Source organism: Psychrobacter sp. NPDC078631 (assembly GCF_050268165.1).
Taxonomy (GTDB): domain Bacteria; phylum Pseudomonadota; class Gammaproteobacteria; order Pseudomonadales; family Moraxellaceae; genus Psychrobacter.
In genome coordinates this window covers 261,538-279,500 of sequence record NZ_JBNNGG010000001.1, presented here as the reverse complement: position 1 = coordinate 279,500, position 17,963 = coordinate 261,538, and the positions used below count along the sequence as shown (strand labels likewise).

18 protein-coding genes and 1 other RNA gene are annotated in these 17,963 nt (G+C 42.8%); 6 read left to right on the top strand and 13 right to left on the bottom strand.

The window, feature by feature from the left end; all coding sequences use genetic code 11:
• Positions 1–114: 114 nt before the first annotated feature.
• A complete protein-coding gene (locus tag ACQKCP_RS01130; RefSeq protein WP_427610967.1) occupies positions 115–516 on the bottom strand; it encodes a hypothetical protein in 402 nt (133 codons plus the stop codon).
• A 905-nt stretch (positions 517–1,421) separates the two neighbouring features.
• On the opposite strand from ACQKCP_RS01130, the gene ACQKCP_RS01125 reads away from it, so the two are divergent.
• Together ACQKCP_RS01125 and ACQKCP_RS01120 are read left to right on the top strand one after the other, a co-directional pair.
• Positions 1,422–1,547, top strand: a complete 126-nt coding sequence (locus tag ACQKCP_RS01125) for a YHYH domain-containing protein (protein WP_370587730.1) — start codon at positions 1,422–1,424, stop codon at positions 1,545–1,547.
• Positions 1,548–1,807: 260 nt separating this feature from the next.
• Positions 1,808–2,122 carry a hypothetical protein gene (locus ACQKCP_RS01120; protein ID WP_427610966.1) on the top strand — a complete coding sequence of 105 codons (315 nt, stop codon included), beginning with the start codon at positions 1,808–1,810 and terminating at the stop codon, positions 2,120–2,122.
• A 268-nt stretch (positions 2,123–2,390) separates the two neighbouring features.
• Here the strand turns inward: ACQKCP_RS01120 and ACQKCP_RS01115 are convergent, their stop codons facing one another.
• From ACQKCP_RS01115 to ACQKCP_RS01070, 10 genes are all read right to left on the bottom strand, one after another.
• The gene (locus ACQKCP_RS01115) at positions 2,391–4,928 is read right to left on the bottom strand and encodes a DUF927 domain-containing protein (RefSeq protein WP_427610965.1); all 2,538 of its coding nucleotides are present in this window, start codon (positions 4,926–4,928) and stop codon (positions 2,391–2,393) included.
• A gap of 106 nt (positions 4,929–5,034) precedes the next feature.
• The gene (locus ACQKCP_RS01110; protein ID WP_427610964.1) at positions 5,035–5,442 is read right to left on the bottom strand and encodes a hypothetical protein; all 408 of its coding nucleotides are present in this window, start codon (positions 5,440–5,442) and stop codon (positions 5,035–5,037) included.
• Positions 5,435–5,968, bottom strand: a complete 534-nt coding sequence (locus tag ACQKCP_RS01105; RefSeq protein ID WP_427610963.1) for a hypothetical protein — start codon at positions 5,966–5,968, stop codon at positions 5,435–5,437. Before ACQKCP_RS01105 ends, ACQKCP_RS01110 begins: the two co-directional genes overlap by 8 nt.
• A complete protein-coding gene (locus ACQKCP_RS01100) occupies positions 5,961–6,221 on the bottom strand; it encodes a hypothetical protein (RefSeq protein ID WP_427610962.1) in 261 nt (86 codons plus the stop codon). Before ACQKCP_RS01100 ends, ACQKCP_RS01105 begins: the two co-directional genes overlap by 8 nt.
• Positions 6,218–6,472 (bottom strand): helix-turn-helix domain-containing protein, encoded by a 255-nt coding sequence (locus tag ACQKCP_RS01095; RefSeq protein WP_427610961.1) that lies wholly within the window; start codon positions 6,470–6,472, stop codon positions 6,218–6,220. Before ACQKCP_RS01095 ends, ACQKCP_RS01100 begins: the two co-directional genes overlap by 4 nt.
• A gap of 3 nt (positions 6,473–6,475) precedes the next feature.
• On the bottom strand, positions 6,476–6,766 hold the full coding sequence (locus tag ACQKCP_RS01090) for a helix-turn-helix transcriptional regulator (protein ID WP_427610960.1): 291 nt from the start codon (positions 6,764–6,766) through the stop codon (positions 6,476–6,478).
• 154 nt (positions 6,767–6,920) lie between these two features.
• Entirely contained in the window at positions 6,921–7,763 is an 843-nt protein-coding gene (locus ACQKCP_RS01085; RefSeq protein WP_427610959.1) for a hypothetical protein, read from the bottom strand.
• A 119-nt stretch (positions 7,764–7,882) separates the two neighbouring features.
• Positions 7,883–9,124, bottom strand: a complete 1,242-nt coding sequence (locus ACQKCP_RS01080; RefSeq protein ID WP_427610958.1) for a tyrosine-type recombinase/integrase — start codon at positions 9,122–9,124, stop codon at positions 7,883–7,885.
• A 163-nt stretch (positions 9,125–9,287) separates the two neighbouring features.
• Positions 9,288–9,646, bottom strand: a transfer-messenger RNA (tmRNA) gene (gene ssrA, locus ACQKCP_RS01075).
• A gap of 85 nt (positions 9,647–9,731) precedes the next feature.
• Complete coding sequence (locus ACQKCP_RS01070; RefSeq protein WP_341608929.1) at positions 9,732–10,403, bottom strand: alpha/beta hydrolase; 672 nt, start codon at positions 10,401–10,403, stop codon at positions 9,732–9,734.
• 445 nt (positions 10,404–10,848) lie between these two features.
• Here ACQKCP_RS01070 and ACQKCP_RS01065 point away from each other — a divergent pair, with 445 nt between their 5' ends.
• The 4 genes from ACQKCP_RS01065 (at position 10,849) to ACQKCP_RS01050 (ending at position 15,351) form a co-directional block, all read left to right on the top strand.
• Positions 10,849–12,219 (top strand): glycerophosphodiester phosphodiesterase family protein, encoded by a 1,371-nt coding sequence (locus tag ACQKCP_RS01065; protein WP_427610957.1) that lies wholly within the window; start codon positions 10,849–10,851, stop codon positions 12,217–12,219.
• Positions 12,220–12,451: 232 nt separating this feature from the next.
• A complete protein-coding gene (locus ACQKCP_RS01060; protein ID WP_427610956.1) occupies positions 12,452–13,231 on the top strand; it encodes a response regulator in 780 nt (259 codons plus the stop codon).
• A 16-nt stretch (positions 13,232–13,247) separates the two neighbouring features.
• A complete protein-coding gene (gene creC, locus ACQKCP_RS01055; RefSeq protein ID WP_427610955.1) occupies positions 13,248–15,020 on the top strand; it encodes a two-component system sensor histidine kinase CreC in 1,773 nt (590 codons plus the stop codon).
• A 130-nt stretch (positions 15,021–15,150) separates the two neighbouring features.
• A complete protein-coding gene (locus ACQKCP_RS01050; RefSeq protein ID WP_427610954.1) occupies positions 15,151–15,351 on the top strand; it encodes a hypothetical protein in 201 nt (66 codons plus the stop codon).
• Between the two features lie 129 nt (positions 15,352–15,480).
• On the opposite strand, the gene aroC is transcribed toward ACQKCP_RS01050, so the two are convergent.
• A complete protein-coding gene (gene aroC / locus ACQKCP_RS01045; RefSeq protein WP_427610953.1) occupies positions 15,481–16,584 on the bottom strand; it encodes a chorismate synthase in 1,104 nt (367 codons plus the stop codon).
• Positions 16,585–16,737: 153 nt separating this feature from the next.
• On the bottom strand, positions 16,738–17,910 hold the full coding sequence (prmB, locus tag ACQKCP_RS01040) for a 50S ribosomal protein L3 N(5)-glutamine methyltransferase (RefSeq protein ID WP_427610952.1): 1,173 nt from the start codon (positions 17,908–17,910) through the stop codon (positions 16,738–16,740).
• Between the last annotated feature and the right edge of the window lie 53 nt (positions 17,911–17,963).

Genomic DNA, 17,963 nt, shown 5'->3' with positions numbered 1-17,963 from the left:
AGAGGCTTTAGAGGTGAAAACCGAACAAGTTAAAATATTAAAAGACTCTCTTAGAAGTCATTGCGGCTTAGGGGGTGATTTGTGGTGAAATTAAAAGTTTAGCTCATTGACTTTTTACATACCGCTTTCTGATCTAAGTTTATCTAATTGCTGTTGTACCTGCTTGCACCTATCTAGCCCCATTCTAATAGCTTCGGACAAATCAGCATTAGGCTTTATGGCGTTTGGTACGGTTGCTGTTATACCGCTTTCATCTTGTCTTTGTTGAGCTAGTTTGTTCAATGGCAAGCCTACTTGCGACTCATCATTGATCGTATCATCAGGATAATATGTTACTTCGTTTAAGCTGCAAGCAATATGACCATACTCAGTAGTAAACGGGTATGGCTCAACATTGCCATAACCTGACCAATATAAATCATGAACAGTTATAGCATCATCAACATTATCAATCGTATTTTTACTGGGCTGGCAAGCTGTCAGTGATAATAAGATTATAGGGATTAACTTGTTCATCTATTCGTCCACTGGTGTCCATTCAATACACTATACCTTAGCATGACTGACAAACAGTGTGCTTTAACTTTTAACATGGCTTTAACCTGATAATTATCGCTGTAAGTCATACGCTTACGATACTTGTCGCAAAACTACCTTTAACCTCTTTTTGAAACGGTTTTTATTTTGTGCGTGTGAATGGTGGCGGTGTCCTTTGTCGATACGCTCAACACTCAAAACAATACCCCCCTCGATACCTGTCCAGAAAGCCCCCCTTTTTATGGACTCAAAGTATTATTTTGATTGCCCTCTAAGATGTCCGAAAACTAGCCAGCATTGACATAAGCTGCACCTGTGCGCGTACTCTGCCCATAACTCTAACGTGTCCAACAACCTACCTCGTACTTGTTAAGAAACTACCCCTTTTATATCGCGCAAAAACCCTGTAACTGGTGTTTGCTTCGCGCGTGTGCGTACTGTTCCATAAACTCCTTTTCAACCCTGCTTATGATGTCCGTAAATTGCCCCTTTTATGGACTCCGAAAACTAGGTAAAGGCAAGGTTCAAGCCAGCATTGCGCGGTGTGTGATTTGGTTTTCAATGTAAGGTTTTATGAGGTTCTCAATGTTAAGTTTTATTAAGTCGGTACTGTCTGCCAATGTTAACAAATGACAACATGCAAATTGGTTTTGAATGTAAGGTTTTGTCAGGTTTTAACGAGTTCGAAAATTATACATATCTCATTGCTACGATGCGTGCCAATACTGATTCAGACATAACAATTCTCATATTGAGATAATATCAGCTCAAAATTTAGAAAAACTAATGATAAAACCAATATTGTAATAGTTTATTAAGTATCAATACTTCGTATTTTTACATATAGTAGAATCTATATTAATCAACTATAGTGGGATAATTTTATGAAAAAGCTACTAGTAGTACTTTTCACAGTAACATTCGCTTCAGCTGCTTTCGCTCATGGTGGTGGAACTGATGCATCAGGTTGCCACAATGACACCAAACGAGGTACTTATCACTGTCATTAAGTAAGAAGTTTAATTTAGTCTTTTTGAGTCGCAAAGGTCTTTTAAGAACCTTGCGACTTTTCTATATTTTTATAATGTAAGAAAATTAGGGAAACCTTAGTTTTTTTACATTATAAAAAAGGCTTGGCAGTAATCGCCTAACGTGTCTAAGACTGTTTTTAGCAAGTGATAGTCTCAAAACTGATTTTATCTATAATCCGCTATTGATTATATTAAATTATTTGTCAGCTATATTTCTTTTTTATTAGGGAGAATAAACTTTGAAAAAAATACTTCTAACGATTGGCTTATCAGTTGTTTCTATTTTTGCACAAGCTGAAGATGATATTTGTGAAACTGTTTCAGAAAGTGCAGGGTTTATAATGGCTGCAAGACAAAATGGTATGGCTGCATCGACTTTAATAAATGCAGCAGAAAAGGCATTCGGAGATGAAGATGCCCTCGCAATTGAATTAATTAGCTTAGCTTTCAATGAGCCTCGTTACAGTAGTGAAGACGATAAGCAACAAGCGGTAGAAGAGTTTACTTCAATGAATTACCTAGCATGCTATAAAGAACTTAATTCAATGAATTAAACTGACTTCGATATCTTTAGTACTTCCTATTTGAGCTGCTCACGTTAGCATGGAGTACTTAATACAGGTTAGTCATTAACCTGATCTCACGATAAACATTTATAAATATCAGGCACAAAAAAAGGCAGACGATAAATGCCCACCTTAGAATATTTTTGTCTGCATCTGCTTTTTTGCTTGGGACACTTGGGACAATGGGACAGCGCCCGTACTTACTGGCTTTTAGCTGTCCCAGCCCTTTTTTAGTCTTTGGGACACTTGGGACAGATTAACAAATTGAGCTATTTTGTCCCAGCTGTCCCAGTGGTGTTTTAATGATTGGGACAGGTTCTAGACCTTGCGATGTATGGGTTGTCCCAGTTGTCCCAGCTGTCCCAGTGCTTTTTGTAGTTTCACAACTTAATATCTCACCTTTGACCGCATAAACACGCTGGCGGTTCTTTTTGAATGGTAAAGGGACTCTACACGTTTTACGGTCATTCTCAGTCACATTCAACAATCCAGCTTCATCTAACACTTGTAGGACTTTGCTTTTGTTAAATGGTGAACAGACTTCATCAAAGGTACTGGTAGAGAAATAATATTCCCCTGTGTCGTAATTGTGATAGCCAGCACGGTTGGTTATCTTGGGTTCAAAGTCTTGGTACGTGTGAATATGACAAGGTTGAAAACGACTTGATCCGTGCTGTTCAATAAATGCCTTGATATGATCTATGATTTGGCGCTGCTCATGTTCACCATCACGCCCATAGTTATCAAGCCAATTATCTAAGCATGTCATAACGGCTGTGGTTGCTTGTCCTACTTGCCAGCCTGTTATACCTGCCTGTGTTGCTAGCTCTCCAGCTGCGCTCACGATAGCGAACCTTTTAGCCACTCTATGCGCTTGTGCTGTTAGGTCGCTGTACTCACTCATAAAGTCACTGACAAGCTGCCCAGCGGTGACGGTGGTTGCTGCCTTGTCACTGGTGATATGTTCTAGCCATGCAATGCCAGCTGATCCATAGTAAGCGTGTGACAGCTCTTTGATCCTATCGGCTTGTGCTTCGCTTGTTTTTGCCAGTACCAAACTATCAAAGGTCTTTAACCCTTTGCCAGCGTCAGCATCTATATGCGCCACTCGAACCTCAATACCTGCATTCGTTTTCTGTCCTGCTTGCGCCATAAAGTTTTGTAGCGACTCCTCACCATTAGACAAAAAGATAATGCGCCATGTTTTGGCTATACGATTGTGTCCCGTGGTGGTGCTGCGCCCTTTACCTTGACCATTAGCCAGCATGTAAACGGTTTTACCGACTATTTTTGGATCACACTCGCTGATCTCATCAAGTGGCAGAAAACTGTCGTTGTGCTCGCTTGCTGTGCCCTCTAGGGCGTTATCAGTGCTGCGCCATGTCTTAACGTACCTGTCAGGGTTGCCCCATACACTAGCAGCCAATTTAAGCGATAGGGACTTACCCATGCTTGATGATCCTAAGAGGTGAAAACCGCCCCCGTCATACTCTAATAACTCCAGTAATTGACCTGCGAACGCGCAAGCAATAGAGAAAACAAAACGGCTTTGCTCTGCTAGTGGTTTGCATAAGTTATCACGCCACTGGGCTAGCTCTCCTTGCTGGTCTAGTGTGCTATTAATGCTATTTGCAGACTGATAGACGATAAGCTGCTTACCATCGCTGCCTATGGCTCTATCAGGTAATATATATTGCTTATCGTGCCAGCCCAACTTATCCACGCATAACGCCCGTTTGTGAATAGGGTAGTTTTGAATATAGGTGTCTAAGTAATTGCGCTGTTTGGGGTTGGTGGTAATGTTCAAGCCTTGACTGGCAAGCTCTTTGCGGTATTCTCTTGCATCGCCTTGCAGTAGTGATAACGGCATTGACCACGTATGCAACACACCATCATCATCGCGCCACTGTAATAATCGCCCCCATGTACCGCTACTTGTGTCCCTTGTCTTAGCGATAACTTCTATAGGTGAACAAACAAACGCCTTAAACTTGAAAGTAATGTTTGCTGGGTCATCATCGTTATACTTCACGAAAAACAGCCCATCGTGGTAAAGCTCAAAACGCCCATCACTGTAGGTCATCGGTTCATTCAGCTGGGGATCATCGCGCCATTCAGGATAATAGGCAGTATCTTGTAAATTAACTAGCTGGGTGTCATCAGCGGATATTATGGCTTCATAGCTATCATGTTGTAGCATAGTGACGATATGAGCCACTGTAACTAATGCTTGCGCCCTCACACCTGCCAATAGGTTTATCAAGCCCTTGTCATCAAGCGTCATAGGTACAGTTACTTGTGATCCGCTGCTCCAGTGTTGCACCATCTTTTTAAGACATTGCTTTGTTTTGTGAGAGCTAACAATGATTGTTTTATCGCTGCCCATCAGGTAGCTGTAAACATCAATACCGCTATCAAGGTCATTAAAAGCTATTATCTCATTGGCTTTGTTTGGCTCACCAATGACGATAGCGCCATACCCTGTAGGATCAATGACAATGGGCTTTGCTTTGCTGTTTGGTGTGTAGAATACCGCGCCTACTATATCGCCTTGCTTATCGGTCAAACGTAAGGCTATCGTGCCAGCGGTTGCTACTATTTGCGCGTCATCTGTAGTAAGATCATCTGTAATATTTATTAGACTGTTAGGCGGTAATAGCTGCAATAGTTTAATCAATAGATAATCATCTGCTAGCCCTTGCCGTGTGGCTGCATCAAAACTATTCAGCAATTCCTTAAAGCCTGTGCTAAATGCACGGGCTTTTTCATGGGTGGCTGTTGGTGTAGTGGTCATCTGTTCCCCCTTGCTTGTGACTGTTTAGGCTGGCGCGTGGCTCTATACTTCTTGTAGTAGCTTTTGCGCTTGGCGTGCTTACGGCTCTGTTTTGGAGGGTAGGTTTTCACTGTACTACCTCCTTACCGTAACGAGTCACTGCTAAAGGTTCATTGATGATATTTAACTGACTGCATAGTAGGTTTGCCCATGTGTCGGCTGCATCATGTGACAGACGCGCCATTGATATAGCTTGATGGGGTGTTATTTTTTGCTCATAGATCAGGTGTAACAGTGCACCAATATCATTTAATGTAGTGATAGCGCCTGTAAGATCACAAGCAATATCAGACAACATAATAGACGGTATCAAGATAGCTTCTTTGTCGTCTGCTTCGGTTATATCTATAACTTTATGGTGTTTGTTTTTAACAATAGACAAGCCGTCATCATGCGAGCCGTTAAGGACTTGATGCGCTAATGTACTGTTAGTAGTGGTTTGAGTGTTTGAGGTCGTACGGATTGAATTACCCATGATGGATAGCTCCTAGTAAGTTTTGAGTTAATGCCACGCTATACAGTAAAGATATAGGGTGACGGGTCTTACTCTCGGTCTTACTAGAAACCGCCCTGCATATTCGCCTTTCGGCTATTTTATTTTGCAACGTCAACCCGTCATAGTCGGTTAGCAAGTGATTTGCTATAGATATGATGGTTTGCCCCCTTGTGGCGCTTGAGTACGCTTGTGGGGCTGTGTCTGTTTGTTTGGTTGAGGATTGAGAGTCCATACCAATGACAGGCACAAAAAAAGCCAAGATGTCACGGCTGGCTTGTCCGCTAGTAAGTTTTGAGAGGTCTATATAGTAACCATTGTTAGTATTGGTTGCAATCGGTTTTGATTGTACTGGCTGGCACGCGATTAGTGACAGTAGCAAGCCAATGCCTGCTACCCATGCCATGAATGTGATAAAGCTAAGTAGTAAGCCGCGCTTATGTGGCTGCTTGCGTTTGTGCGCACCGTCATGGGCTTTTAAATTGGTTTTGGTATGATTATCACTCATAGCGCGTAACCTCCATTTCAGGCATTGATAAAACTCTATCCATATGTGCGCTGGCATCGGCGGCAAAAAATGAGTCATTAGACAATGCATCAATGACTGCTTGAATAACGCCTTGAGATACGGGGTCATCTGTCTTCACCGCCTGCAATGCCATTGCATAGCGTTCAGTGTCAATTGATAATGAAATTAGCTCATCGTTGATATGCTCGAGCGTGTCCGCTATATGTAATAGTCTATCGTTTGATTGGCTCATGATTGCACCTCACTAGCGTTATTGTTGTTATTTGTCGGCTGATCTATCCAGTAGCGTTTAAAGCGTTTACCGTTATTCTTTACCCATTCATCTTGAATAGTTATGCCTTGATCTCTTAACTCACTGATACGCTGTAAAAAGCACGTTATGTTGTACAGATCGTATGCTTCATAGGTGGATAGAGTCTTGCCTGCTAACAGGTGATTGAGAATGATTTGCTTATACTTCTGCTTTGTTTGCCGTGTGTTCATGATCTACACCTCGCTTGTGTTTGAGGTGTGAGAGTTAAGCCATTCGTGAACGTCTGCATAGCTCCATGCTGTCATGGTAGGGCTTAGCTTTCTACCAGCTGGGAAACGTCCATCTTTTGACCATTCAAACAAGGTGGTTTTACTAAATGGTAGAAACGGCAAAATGTCCTTTGCTCTGCCCATGCCGGTAGTAGGCAGTTGCATAGCTGGACTGTTTGCGTTGGCTGGTTCGGTATCGTTCGAGGTATCACCAGTAAAAGGAATTACTGGCGTGTTTTGGGTTGGGTGTGCCATGTTCATAGCTCCATGTATTGTATAGAGCCGTAACAGTACGCTACGGCTTACAAGGGCTATCTTATGGGGTAGTAGTAAAGTGTAGAATAGTTGTGCAGCGTAACCACCATTGCTTACGCTGCAAATAGTAGTGTATGCAATGCAAACCATACTTTTAATTGTTAGTAAATTCTCCTTTGCGTGCTTTACTTAGATGATCTCTAATCGTTTCATACTCTACTTCAAACTCGTTACGGTTGTTATAAATCCACATTGCTACGTCTTTGATGCTCAGCTTTTTGCTTAGTTCACTTTGACGCTGCTTATCCAACTCTAAATATTTTCGTCTTTGCTGCTCCACATGACCTTGCCATCTAGCCTCATTAGCTTTTTGAGTTCGTCTGCTAATATCAATTTCAATTAAGCTTTGTGCTTGCTGTTCTGTTATTGGCGCACTGAATTGTATATTAGCACCATAGAAAAATGATGCATTCATTAGGCTGCTAAGAGCATCGTTTTCTCTGTCAGCTAATATATAAAGCTGAGCCAATATCGAGTTATACAACGCCTTAAATATAATAATTGGTTGAAAAGAAACATTCTTATTTTCAGCTAACACACCTAAAAAATTCTTATCTTTATTGACTTTGTATAGTTGTTCACATAGTGCAAATCTATCCATTATTTTGTAATTTTCTATAAAAAAGCTTGTGACAAATAACCTAGCCTTGTGGAAATCTACTAGGCGTGGCTGAGAATATGTGAAGCCATAATCCCGTGCTATACAGCTGTGGAATATTGCGCCTTCTACCTCCGAAGCTCTTCCTAGCAGATTTCGGATTTCAGGTGGATAACCTGTAGATATGTGATGCATTCCAAGCATATTAATTTTAGTACTAACTTCAAGCGCCTTTAAATAGAAACTTAACCTTTCATCTATATTTAAAATGGTATCAGCATTGCTTTCGGCATACTCTATTATCTCATGGAGTTCTGTAAATGATGAACTAGCTTGCATACTCACACCCCTACACCCTTTATTCAAAATAGGTGCAAGGCAGTGACAGCACAAGGGTGTGTAAATAGCTGTCGTTCGGGTAATTAGTCCTAGCCTTGCATAGTCGTTACAGCATGATGTTAGCCATGCTTTTGTTTGTGTTGTTTGAAGTCTGCACGGATCACGTTGTCTAATTTGCCAGCGTAAGCATCATCAATGAAATTTGCCCACTGGTTCATCATGTCTATTCTGTATGGTAGGTGCTGCGCTCCGTTGTATGCTGCGCTTATCTTGTTTTCTCTGTCATGTGCTAGCTGTAGCTCTATTGCTTCGTGCATAAACTCTTTTTCATGTAGCGTGGTACTGGCAAGCCCACGGAAACCGTGACCAGTCATCTTACCTTTATAGCCCATATTCCATAGGGCATTAATAAATGCGCTTTGACTGTATGGCTTACGAGTTGAGGTATTAAAGAAAACGTACTGATCCGAAAAACCTAGCTCTTTGATCTGTTCCAGTATCGCCATTGCTTGTGGTGCTAGTGGCACAATGTGCAAACGCTTGGCTTTCATCTTATCGGCTGGTATTCGCCATAAGCCGTGTTTGTAGTCAATCTCTGACCATTCCATAAAGCGTAATTCATTGGTACGCACAAACGTATAGCATAAAAACCATAAGCCTAGCTTCACCAGTACATCACCTTGATAAGCATTGATGTCTGTTAGTAGCTTTGGCAGTTGCTGGCTAGTAATGCGGTGGTGGTTGATCGTTTTGTGTGGTTTGATTGCTTCGGCTAGGTCGGTGGCTGGGTTATGCGTGGCTAGTCCATTGCGGATAGCGTGCTTAAATATTTGTCCTATTTCTCTAATGGTACGCCTTGCCATTTCATTAGCACCACGGTTTTCTACTGCTTTGCCAATGGCTAATATATCAGGCGCGGTTATGTCGTTGATGTTCTTTTGACCAATGGAGGGCTTAACATCGCGCATGTAGGCGGAATAGTTACGGGTAAAGGTGCTGTCTGCTAGGTAGGTTTTGCGTTCTGCATACCATGACTGGGCTATGTTATCGAAAACATTTAAACCGTCTTGGCTGGCTTGCTGCTCTTTTTTATGATCTTTAGGATTCACACCATCAGCTATTAAGCGTTTGATCTCAATATTGCGCTGCCTTGCGTTCTGCAAGCTCATAACTGGATAAGTGCCAATAGTGAGGGTTTGCTGTTTACCTTGCCAACGGTATGCGCTGATCCATGACTTAACGCCCGTATAACGCACCCATAATTGCAGCCCGTTACCGTCACTATGCTTGTCAGGTCGCTTTGTATCAATTGAGGTGCTACTAGGCTGTAGCTTATTGATGACGGTATGAGTTAAGGGCATTGGGCTATCCTTTGTTGGTATTGAGAGTGTGTATAAACTCTAATACCAACAATAATACCAACATTCTATATGGTTCGCCATACCCCTACGAGGTAGTGAAAACCCAAAAAACGCCCAAAATAAAGGGCTAACAGTCTATGACGGTCAGCCCTTTATCAGTGTTTGGTGGAGATGGCGGGAGTTGAACCCGCGTCCGCCAGCATTACGCTCATGAATCTACATGTTTAGTTTCTGTCTTTAAATTTAATCCGCACCGATCCGACAGTCAGGATGGATTGGACGATTCTCTACTTTTGAACCCAAGCAATTGAGACAATCACTTGTGGCGAGCCTACATGCGGACGCTTCAACTTAGTTAACCAACTGTAGGTGATCAGCAACTAAGTAAGCAGGGTTTAAGCTGCTAGAGCGTAAGTTTCGTCGTTTGCGACTATAACAATATATGTTTGATTAACGAGAGGACATACACTCTCGACATGCATCATTGAGTTTCATCACCAGCGTCGAAGCCAGAACATCCCCAATAAGACTGGCTATTATATAGGAGATATCGGTTATGTTTCAACCTATAAGTAGCCTGCATTACATTACGTTACAGCTTAATAGATTATGCCAAAACAGTGTTTAACCATTTGCCGATATTTTGGATCTGCGGCATGCAGACTTGATGTGCCATCGGATACGTATTGTAAGACACATTATAGTCCTTTGCTGACAATAATTGCTGTGCTTGCTCACCTAGGATGACAGGCACGACTGGATCATGAGAACCATGCTCAATCAAAATCGGCATGTCTTTATTAGCAGCACTATACTCAATATTATCGTTGGTCGCTAAGTAGGTAGAGAGCGTCATCAAGCCAGCCAAACGTTTTGGATAGCCAAGTGCCACATGATACGCAACTGCCCCGCCCTGCGAAAACCCTGCGATGACGATATGCTCTGGTAAGACACCGCGCTCTATCTCACGACTGATCAAATCTTGTATTTGCTGAGCAGACTCTTCAATCTGAGCCACATCTACTTTACGCTCCAGACTCATCTCTATGATGTCGTACCATGCTGGCATCACCATGCCGCCATTTACCGTGACTGGGCGTTTAGGTGCATGTGGGAAGATAAAACGTACTGCCATATCATCAGCCAAGCCAAGTTGCGGTACCACTGGCTCAAAATCATGACCGCTAGCACCTAAACCGTGAAGCCAAATCACCGCGCGATCTATCTTTTTTTGAGAGGGATTGTGCTCAACGACGACTGCGTCTAAATAGTTACTCATAGTTATCCTTAATAATGTAATGAGATATGCCCTAAGCATTTCTATATTTTTTGCCAAAATAATGTATGTGTCATTATATGGTCAATATCATCTGTTAGTTTGAGAGTATGGTCAATAGTGAGATACTAAAGGGACAATAGCAAAAATGAGAATAGTATAAGAAGACACGTATGATGTTACGACCGATAAGCTCAATACTATTAAGCTTAAAACTATCAATCTCAAATACTGTCAGCTGTCTATTCTTTAGTACATGTGCCTACAACTGTATCCGCATTAATGCTAAGTTCTTACAAGGCTAAATTCTTACAAGGCTAAGCTTTTACAAGAATGCACGACCCTTAGCTTCTTTTGGCAAGTAGCAACCAATAGTCAAACGTTAATTTTTCAATTCCTATCCATACGTCCGATGGGATTTTTTTATAATTTTGCAGGAACATTTTACATGACAATTTCTAATAAATCAGCGCTTGAGCTGAGTAAGCAGACGCTGGCTAAAGTTAATAAGATTAATCTCGCCTTACCTTTAACGCTGATCAGCTCATTATTGATAGTAGGCTGCACTACCGATAGCCGCTCAATGCTCACATCAAAAGCTCCTTTATCGACAGCGCAACCGCAATCACAGCCACAACTTTCCTCACCTGTCGCATATACCTATGGAGTGCGTCCGTTTTATTTGATAAATGATATGGATGAGGGACCACTAAAAGAAGAGCTACAGGCATGCAGAGGACAACTGCCAAGTAAGACAGACTTCTCTATTGCGCATCGAGGTGCGCCATTACAGCTGCCTGAACATACTTATGATAGCTACGTGGCGTCAGCACAAATGGGCGCTGGCATCTTAGAATGTGATGTCGCTTTTACCAATGACGGTGAGCTTGTCTGTCGTCATGCCCAAAACGACTTGCACACCACTACTAATATATTAACCACGCCGCTCGCCAAGCAATGCACTGTACCGCCCATGTTGGATGCTAAAGGCAAACTTACCAATGCCGACAGTATCGAATGTCGCACCTCAGATATCAGTGCTGCTCAGTTTAAAACCTTGACGGGTAAGATGGATGCTGCCAATAAAAATGCAACCAGCATTAGTGAATATATGAATGCAACCGCGCCTTGGCGAACGGATTTGTATTCACAAAATGGTCAGGTAATGACGTTAAAAGAGCATATCGCGTTGGCACGCAAGCTAGGTATGAAGCACACGCCTGAGCTAAAAGCACCTGCAGTGACCATGCCGTTTAACGACTATCGTTTGGACGATTACCGCCAACAGCTGATAGATACTTATAAGGCAGCAGATGTACCTGCAAGCGATGTATTTGCCCAGTCATTTAATATAGAAGATCTGGATTACTGGATCAAAAACGAGCCAGCTTATGGGGCTAATGCCGTTTATCTTATTGATGACAGCAATGAGACCGCTAAGGATAAAACATTTGATAAAGATGACGCAAGCACATGGAAGCACTCATTGGCTGATATCAAAGCACGTGGCATCAACACCATTGCCCCAGCACTTTGGTTGTTAGTCACTACTGATGATAAGGGGAATATGCAACCATCAGAATACGCAAAACAAGCCAAAGCCAATGGTCTAAAAATCATTACTTGGTCGATAGAGCGTTCAGGGCCATTAACCGATGGTGGCGATTGGTACTATAGCGGTCTTGGTGATGCTATCAACAATGATGGTGATATGATGAATTATATTGACGTACTAGCGCAGGACGTCGGTGTTCAAGGTATTTTTTCAGATTGGCCCGCTACAGTGAGCTACTATGCCAACTGCAAAGGTCTTAAATAGATTTTCGCTTAGTCTATTAATAAACAATCATGCTTAATCTTCGTTACCAAGGCCAGCTTATTTATTGAGCTGGCCTTTTTGTTAAATGTATCAAAATAACTACATCGCACACTATCTACTGAGCATCTTACTTTTCCATTAACTTTTCACACCATTTAACTCGTGGCAGCAAAAGCAGTCTGCTGTTTTGTGCTACGATAATTTACTAAGCTTATAAGACGATGTAGAGACTATGACCCATATTTTACTGGTAGAAGATGATCCTGCGATCGCGATGTCGCTTAAGGTTACCTGCAAGCGCGAAGGTTGGCAGATAACTTGGTTGGATAATGCCAGTAGTGTGTTACCCATGCTGCATAGTCATGAAGCACAAGATCTATCGGCGATCATTATGGATGTCGGTCTGCCAGACGGTGACGGCTTAAGCCTATGTCAACAAATACGTCATACACCTGATATCGACGCTTTAAAAGATTTGCCTATCGTGTTTTTGACCGCACGTAGCGATGAGGTCGATCGTATTCTAGGATTGGAGATGGGCGGTGATGATTATTGCGCCAAACCCTTTAGTCCACGTGAATTGGTCGCACGTTTAAAAGCCATTTGGCGACGTGAGCAGCTAATTCAACAGTCAGGCTCTCATACCATAAACTCAGATAACAGTACTGAAAGTGCTTCCTCGAATAATCTATCAGGACAAGCATTAACGTTTGAAAACCAATCTGGCGTTTGGCATTATCAACCGCTCAACTATTCATTAACGTGGCAAGAGCAAAAGCTTGAGCTTAGCAATACAGAACGCAAAATTTTGCTGACGTTATTACAAGCACCGCATCAAGTCTTTAGCCGTGAGCAATTGCTTAGCGCAGTAAGCGACTATCCTGATCACCGCTTGGCGCGAACGATAGATAGCCATATCAAATCAATTCGTAAACAGCTCGCTATGGTAGATGCTAATGTCGATGTCATCCATACGCATCGTGGACTGGGTTATGCACTATGTCCAGCTTAATAGTGGCTGCTAGTTTATGAATAATAAAACCAATCCTGCTGAAAATGATATTCATAATGACCAAAGCAATTGGTATGCCAAACTGCACCCTATTGGTACTGCTCAGCAAGCTCCTAAACGTAAACGACTGCTCAATTTAAGTATATTTTTTAGAATTTGGCTAGCCGTTGCGTTGGTGCTCGTCATATGCGGCGTGGTCGTGTTTACTCAGTTATTTGGCTACGTCAAGCCAACCGCGCAGCAAGTCATCGAAGACACGCTCCTAGACACCAGTAAATTACTCGCGGCCAGTCTACAGGTGCCGTTATCTACAGGACAGTTATATGACGAGGAATATCAAGCGCAACTTGATGCTGCATTTGTCGGCATGCCAGCGATGGATGAAATACTCAGTCCTGTCGATCAAACCAAAAGCTACAGTAGCTTTCGCGTATATGTGACAGACAGTAGCGGCATAGTCATTTACGACTCCCTGCCCAAACCTGAGAATAACGAAGGGCAGAACTATGGACGCTGGAATGATGTCTATCTCACCTTAAAGGGACAATACGGCGCAAGAAGCACACTGCGAGATTATCAGCGACGTGATGGTTCAGTCATGTATGTGGCTCAGCCCATCAAAAATCCGTCTGGAGATATCATTGGCGTAGTCAGTGTCGGTAAGCCTGTCGCTAGCGTATTGCCTTATTTAGATGATACGCGTAACCGCATGCTTATCACCGCACTACTTATCAGTATCGCCGCCCTTATACTGGCAGGTCTAGTAGCATGGTGGCTTAAGCAGAGCATTACCTTGGTGACTCAATATACCAGTGCGTTGGCAGAAGACACCAAAAAGCCCTATTTCTATCTAGGTCATGAATTAAATAGCCTGACAGATACTATCGAGACCATGAAGCATCGACTCGAAAACCGTGCTTACGTCACTGATTATGTCCATACTTTGACCCATGAGCTAAAAAGCCCTTTAACAGCCATTCGCGCCAGTAGTGAGCTGTTAGAAGATGATGGATTAGATGACAATAAACTGGATAATGAAGATCGGCAGATACTTATTGAGACGGTTGGTGAGCAAAGCGTAAAGATGCAACAGCTCATCGACCGACTTCTGTTGCTGGCGAAAGTTGAACAGCCTACTTTTAAGCTCAATCGTCAGCTAACGCCGCTACTGCCATTATTACAGAGTCTAATAAAAGACAATACTGCCAAGCAGCAACAGCAGAATCTACAACCTATCGATATATACATCGATGATCAGCACATGACAAACACTACAAACTTGCCAGCAGAATTGTTGACCTCTACCAGTGTGTTTGCTGACCAATTTTGGTTAATACAAGTCCTACAAAACGTGCTGGATAATGCCATTCATTTCGCTGATAGCACTGTTGACATCTCCTTGCATAGCACAGCGCGAACGGTAATCATCGATATATTTAATGATGGAAAGCTATTGCCTGATTATGCTATTGAAAAAGCTTTTGAGCGTTATTTTAGCCTATCTCATCAAAGTCAGTCTGTTCACCAAGTGAAAAATCAGAGTACAACCTATGCGCTAGATACAGGTTCAGCACATCACAAAGCTGAATCCAAACAGTCCGATAGTATTCTCAAAAAAGGTACTGGTCTTGGACTCACCTTAGTGAAGCAAGTCATTGAGCACCATGGCGGTCAGGTAACTATTGATAATGTCCATGCTAATGATAATAAAATTGGCGCTGATAAAACTGATACTGGTAAAAATCAGCGTTCTGGTGTGATGGTTAGTATTACCCTGCCACTAGCTTGAGAATAAACATTTATAACAGTTCATCAATTTTCCATCATGGCTGCACAGGATTTCTACTTCTTTATTTTACGATAGCACTAGGATCTGTTAAACCGTCAAATTCGTAAAGCACATTAGGAGTAGAAAATCCATGTCACATCAATTAACTGATAACCCTATCATCAAGAATCTAATCGGCCTGAGCCGTCATCACTGCGCACAAACTTTATTGAACCAAGGTGTCGATAGTATTGAGTTTGGACATTGGCTAGCGATTCCTAGTCAGCGGTTATTGTTGGTGTTTCGGCATCAGCAGTGTGTGGCTATCGATGAGTATCAACTGGCAGCCTAAAACCTTGCTAGCTCAACGCGTTGATTGTTTTTAGGTGATACCTGTATTTTATTGGGATATAAAAAGCCCTTTATCATTTCTAGTATTAAACTACTGGAAACGATAAAGGGCTAATTACGTTAAAAAATGCTAAGTAATCGATTGTACTGGCGGCTTCACATCAGCGTTTTGACCACGGTGACGCAGATAGTGATCAAGCACTACAATCGCTAGCATCGCTTCGGCAATGGGCGTAGCACGCACACCAACGCAAGGATCATGACGACCCTTAGTCAGCATATCGACTGCTTTACCATGAGTATTGATGCTCTTGCCAGCAGTGGTAATGCTAGAGGTTGGTTTTAGCGCAATACTCACACGGATATCTTGACCTGATGAGATACCACCCAAGACACCGCCAGCATGGTTGGCTGCAAACCCATCTGGGGTCAGCTCGTCACGAGCGCTATGTCCGAATTGACCTGCTACCGCCATCCCATCGCCAATCTCGACGCCTTTGACCGCATTGATACTCATCATCGCATGAGCGATATCCGCATCTAAACGATCAAACACTGGCTCACCTAAACCTACGGGTACACCGCTTGCGATAACTTCAAGGCGCGCGCCGCAACTAGTCCCTTCACGGCGCAAGTTATCAATCAAGGTTTCAAAACGGCCAATCGCTTCTTTGTCTGCACAAAAGAACGGATTACTGTTTACAAACTCCCAGTCAATTTGGCTTGGGTCTAAGACATTACTATGCTCATTGCCGATTTGAGTCACGTGACCACGAATTTGTACGCCCAGACGTTCTTGCAAGTATTTCTTGGCGATAGCACCAGCCGCCACTCGCATGGCCGTTTCACGCGCTGAAGAACGACCACCACCACGATAGTCACGGAAGCCATATTTCATACTATAAGTATAGTCAGCGTGTCCAGGACGGAAAGTGTCTTTGATATCGCTATAGTCTTTGGATTTTTGATTGGTATTGCGAATCAATAAACCGATAGACGTACCTGTGGTTTTGCCTTCAAATACGCCAGAGATAATCTCAACTTCATCAGATTCACGGCGCTGGGTTGAATACTTAGACGTACCCGGTTTGCGACGATCCAAATCTACTTGTAGGTCGTCTGCAGATAATGCTAAACCTGGTGGTACGCCATCAACGATGGCCATAAGGCCTGCCCCATGCGACTCACCGCAGGTGGTGACTGTAAAAACCTGCCCAATACTATTGCCTGCCATAACTGTCCTTAAACAAGTAAACGCTACTGATGACTATTTGACCAATCACTCATGCCACTTATGATGATTGCTTGTGTTGCTTATAATGAGTGATTGTATTGTTGCTTATAGTTTCGGCTCATGAAGCCGACGTCTATTTAACCTAATATCTGTCTATTGAAGGCTATCTAATAGCTGAACATAAGAGGCAAACAATTGACGGTTTGAAATTAGCTCATCATAGGTAATCGCAAAGACACCATGCCCGCCATGTGCAAACTTCAACCAATCAAATTGGATTTCAGGATAGGCTTGTTTTAGGGCCCATTCGCTGTCACCTACTTCACAGATCAGCAAACCATCTGGGCTAAGGTAATCTGGCGCTTCAAATAAGATACGATGTACCAAATCTAAGCCGTCTTGGCCAGCTGCAAGTGCATGCTCAGGCTCATATAAGAACTCAGGCGGCAAATCTGCCATGATAGCAGCGTCTACATATGGTGGATTGGTGACGATAAGCTCATACTGGTTCTCAGCAGGTATCTTGGCAAACAAATCAGACTCGATTACGTTTACTTGATGGCCAAGGTCATGATGATCTACGTTGACCATTGCCACTTCCAATGCGCCTTTATCAATATCAACGGCATCGACCAACGCATCAACGAAACGGGTAGCAAGCGCGATCGCGATACAACCAGAGCCAGTACACAAATCTAAAATACGCTCAGGCTGCGACAACTGCTTCACATCTAGGCCGTGGTCATAAAATACCGCTGACTTTTCGTTCGGACTGATACCCAGTGGTTTAGCCAATTCGGTAACTTCAAAGTACGGATGGAACTGCTGACGAATCAATTCTGCGATCGGTGAACGAGGAATAAGCACACGCTCATCGACATAAAAAGGCAAATCGCAGAAGTACGACAAGTTAATCAAATAACTGAGTGGCTTACGTTCAGCGATACGTTCTTCTAACAGTCCTAGCACTAACTGCTTCTCAGACGTGGTCAAACGACAATCAAGAATCTGCTCATTAGCAGACCAATCGAGAGACAAAGAATGCAGGACAATGGCTGACGCTTCTGCAAACTCATCGGTCGTGCCTTGTGCGACAACGACGTCATAATTACGCAGCTGCGTGACTGAAAAACGAATAAAGTCGCGAATACTGACGAGCTGCTCACGTGCTTCGTTTAGCTCTGCATGTAAGTTAGCAAATTCATCGTGCTCACCAAGAAGTCCAGTCTCTAAATCATACTCCATCTCACCGTCTAAGCCCTCAGACTCATCATTGAAGTATTGGTTTTGAAACTCTTCTGCACTCATTGTTTGGTCTTCTGACATATCGCACCTTGTGGATTAACTGCTAGCGGGTTAAATTGCTTTTTGCTAAAAAT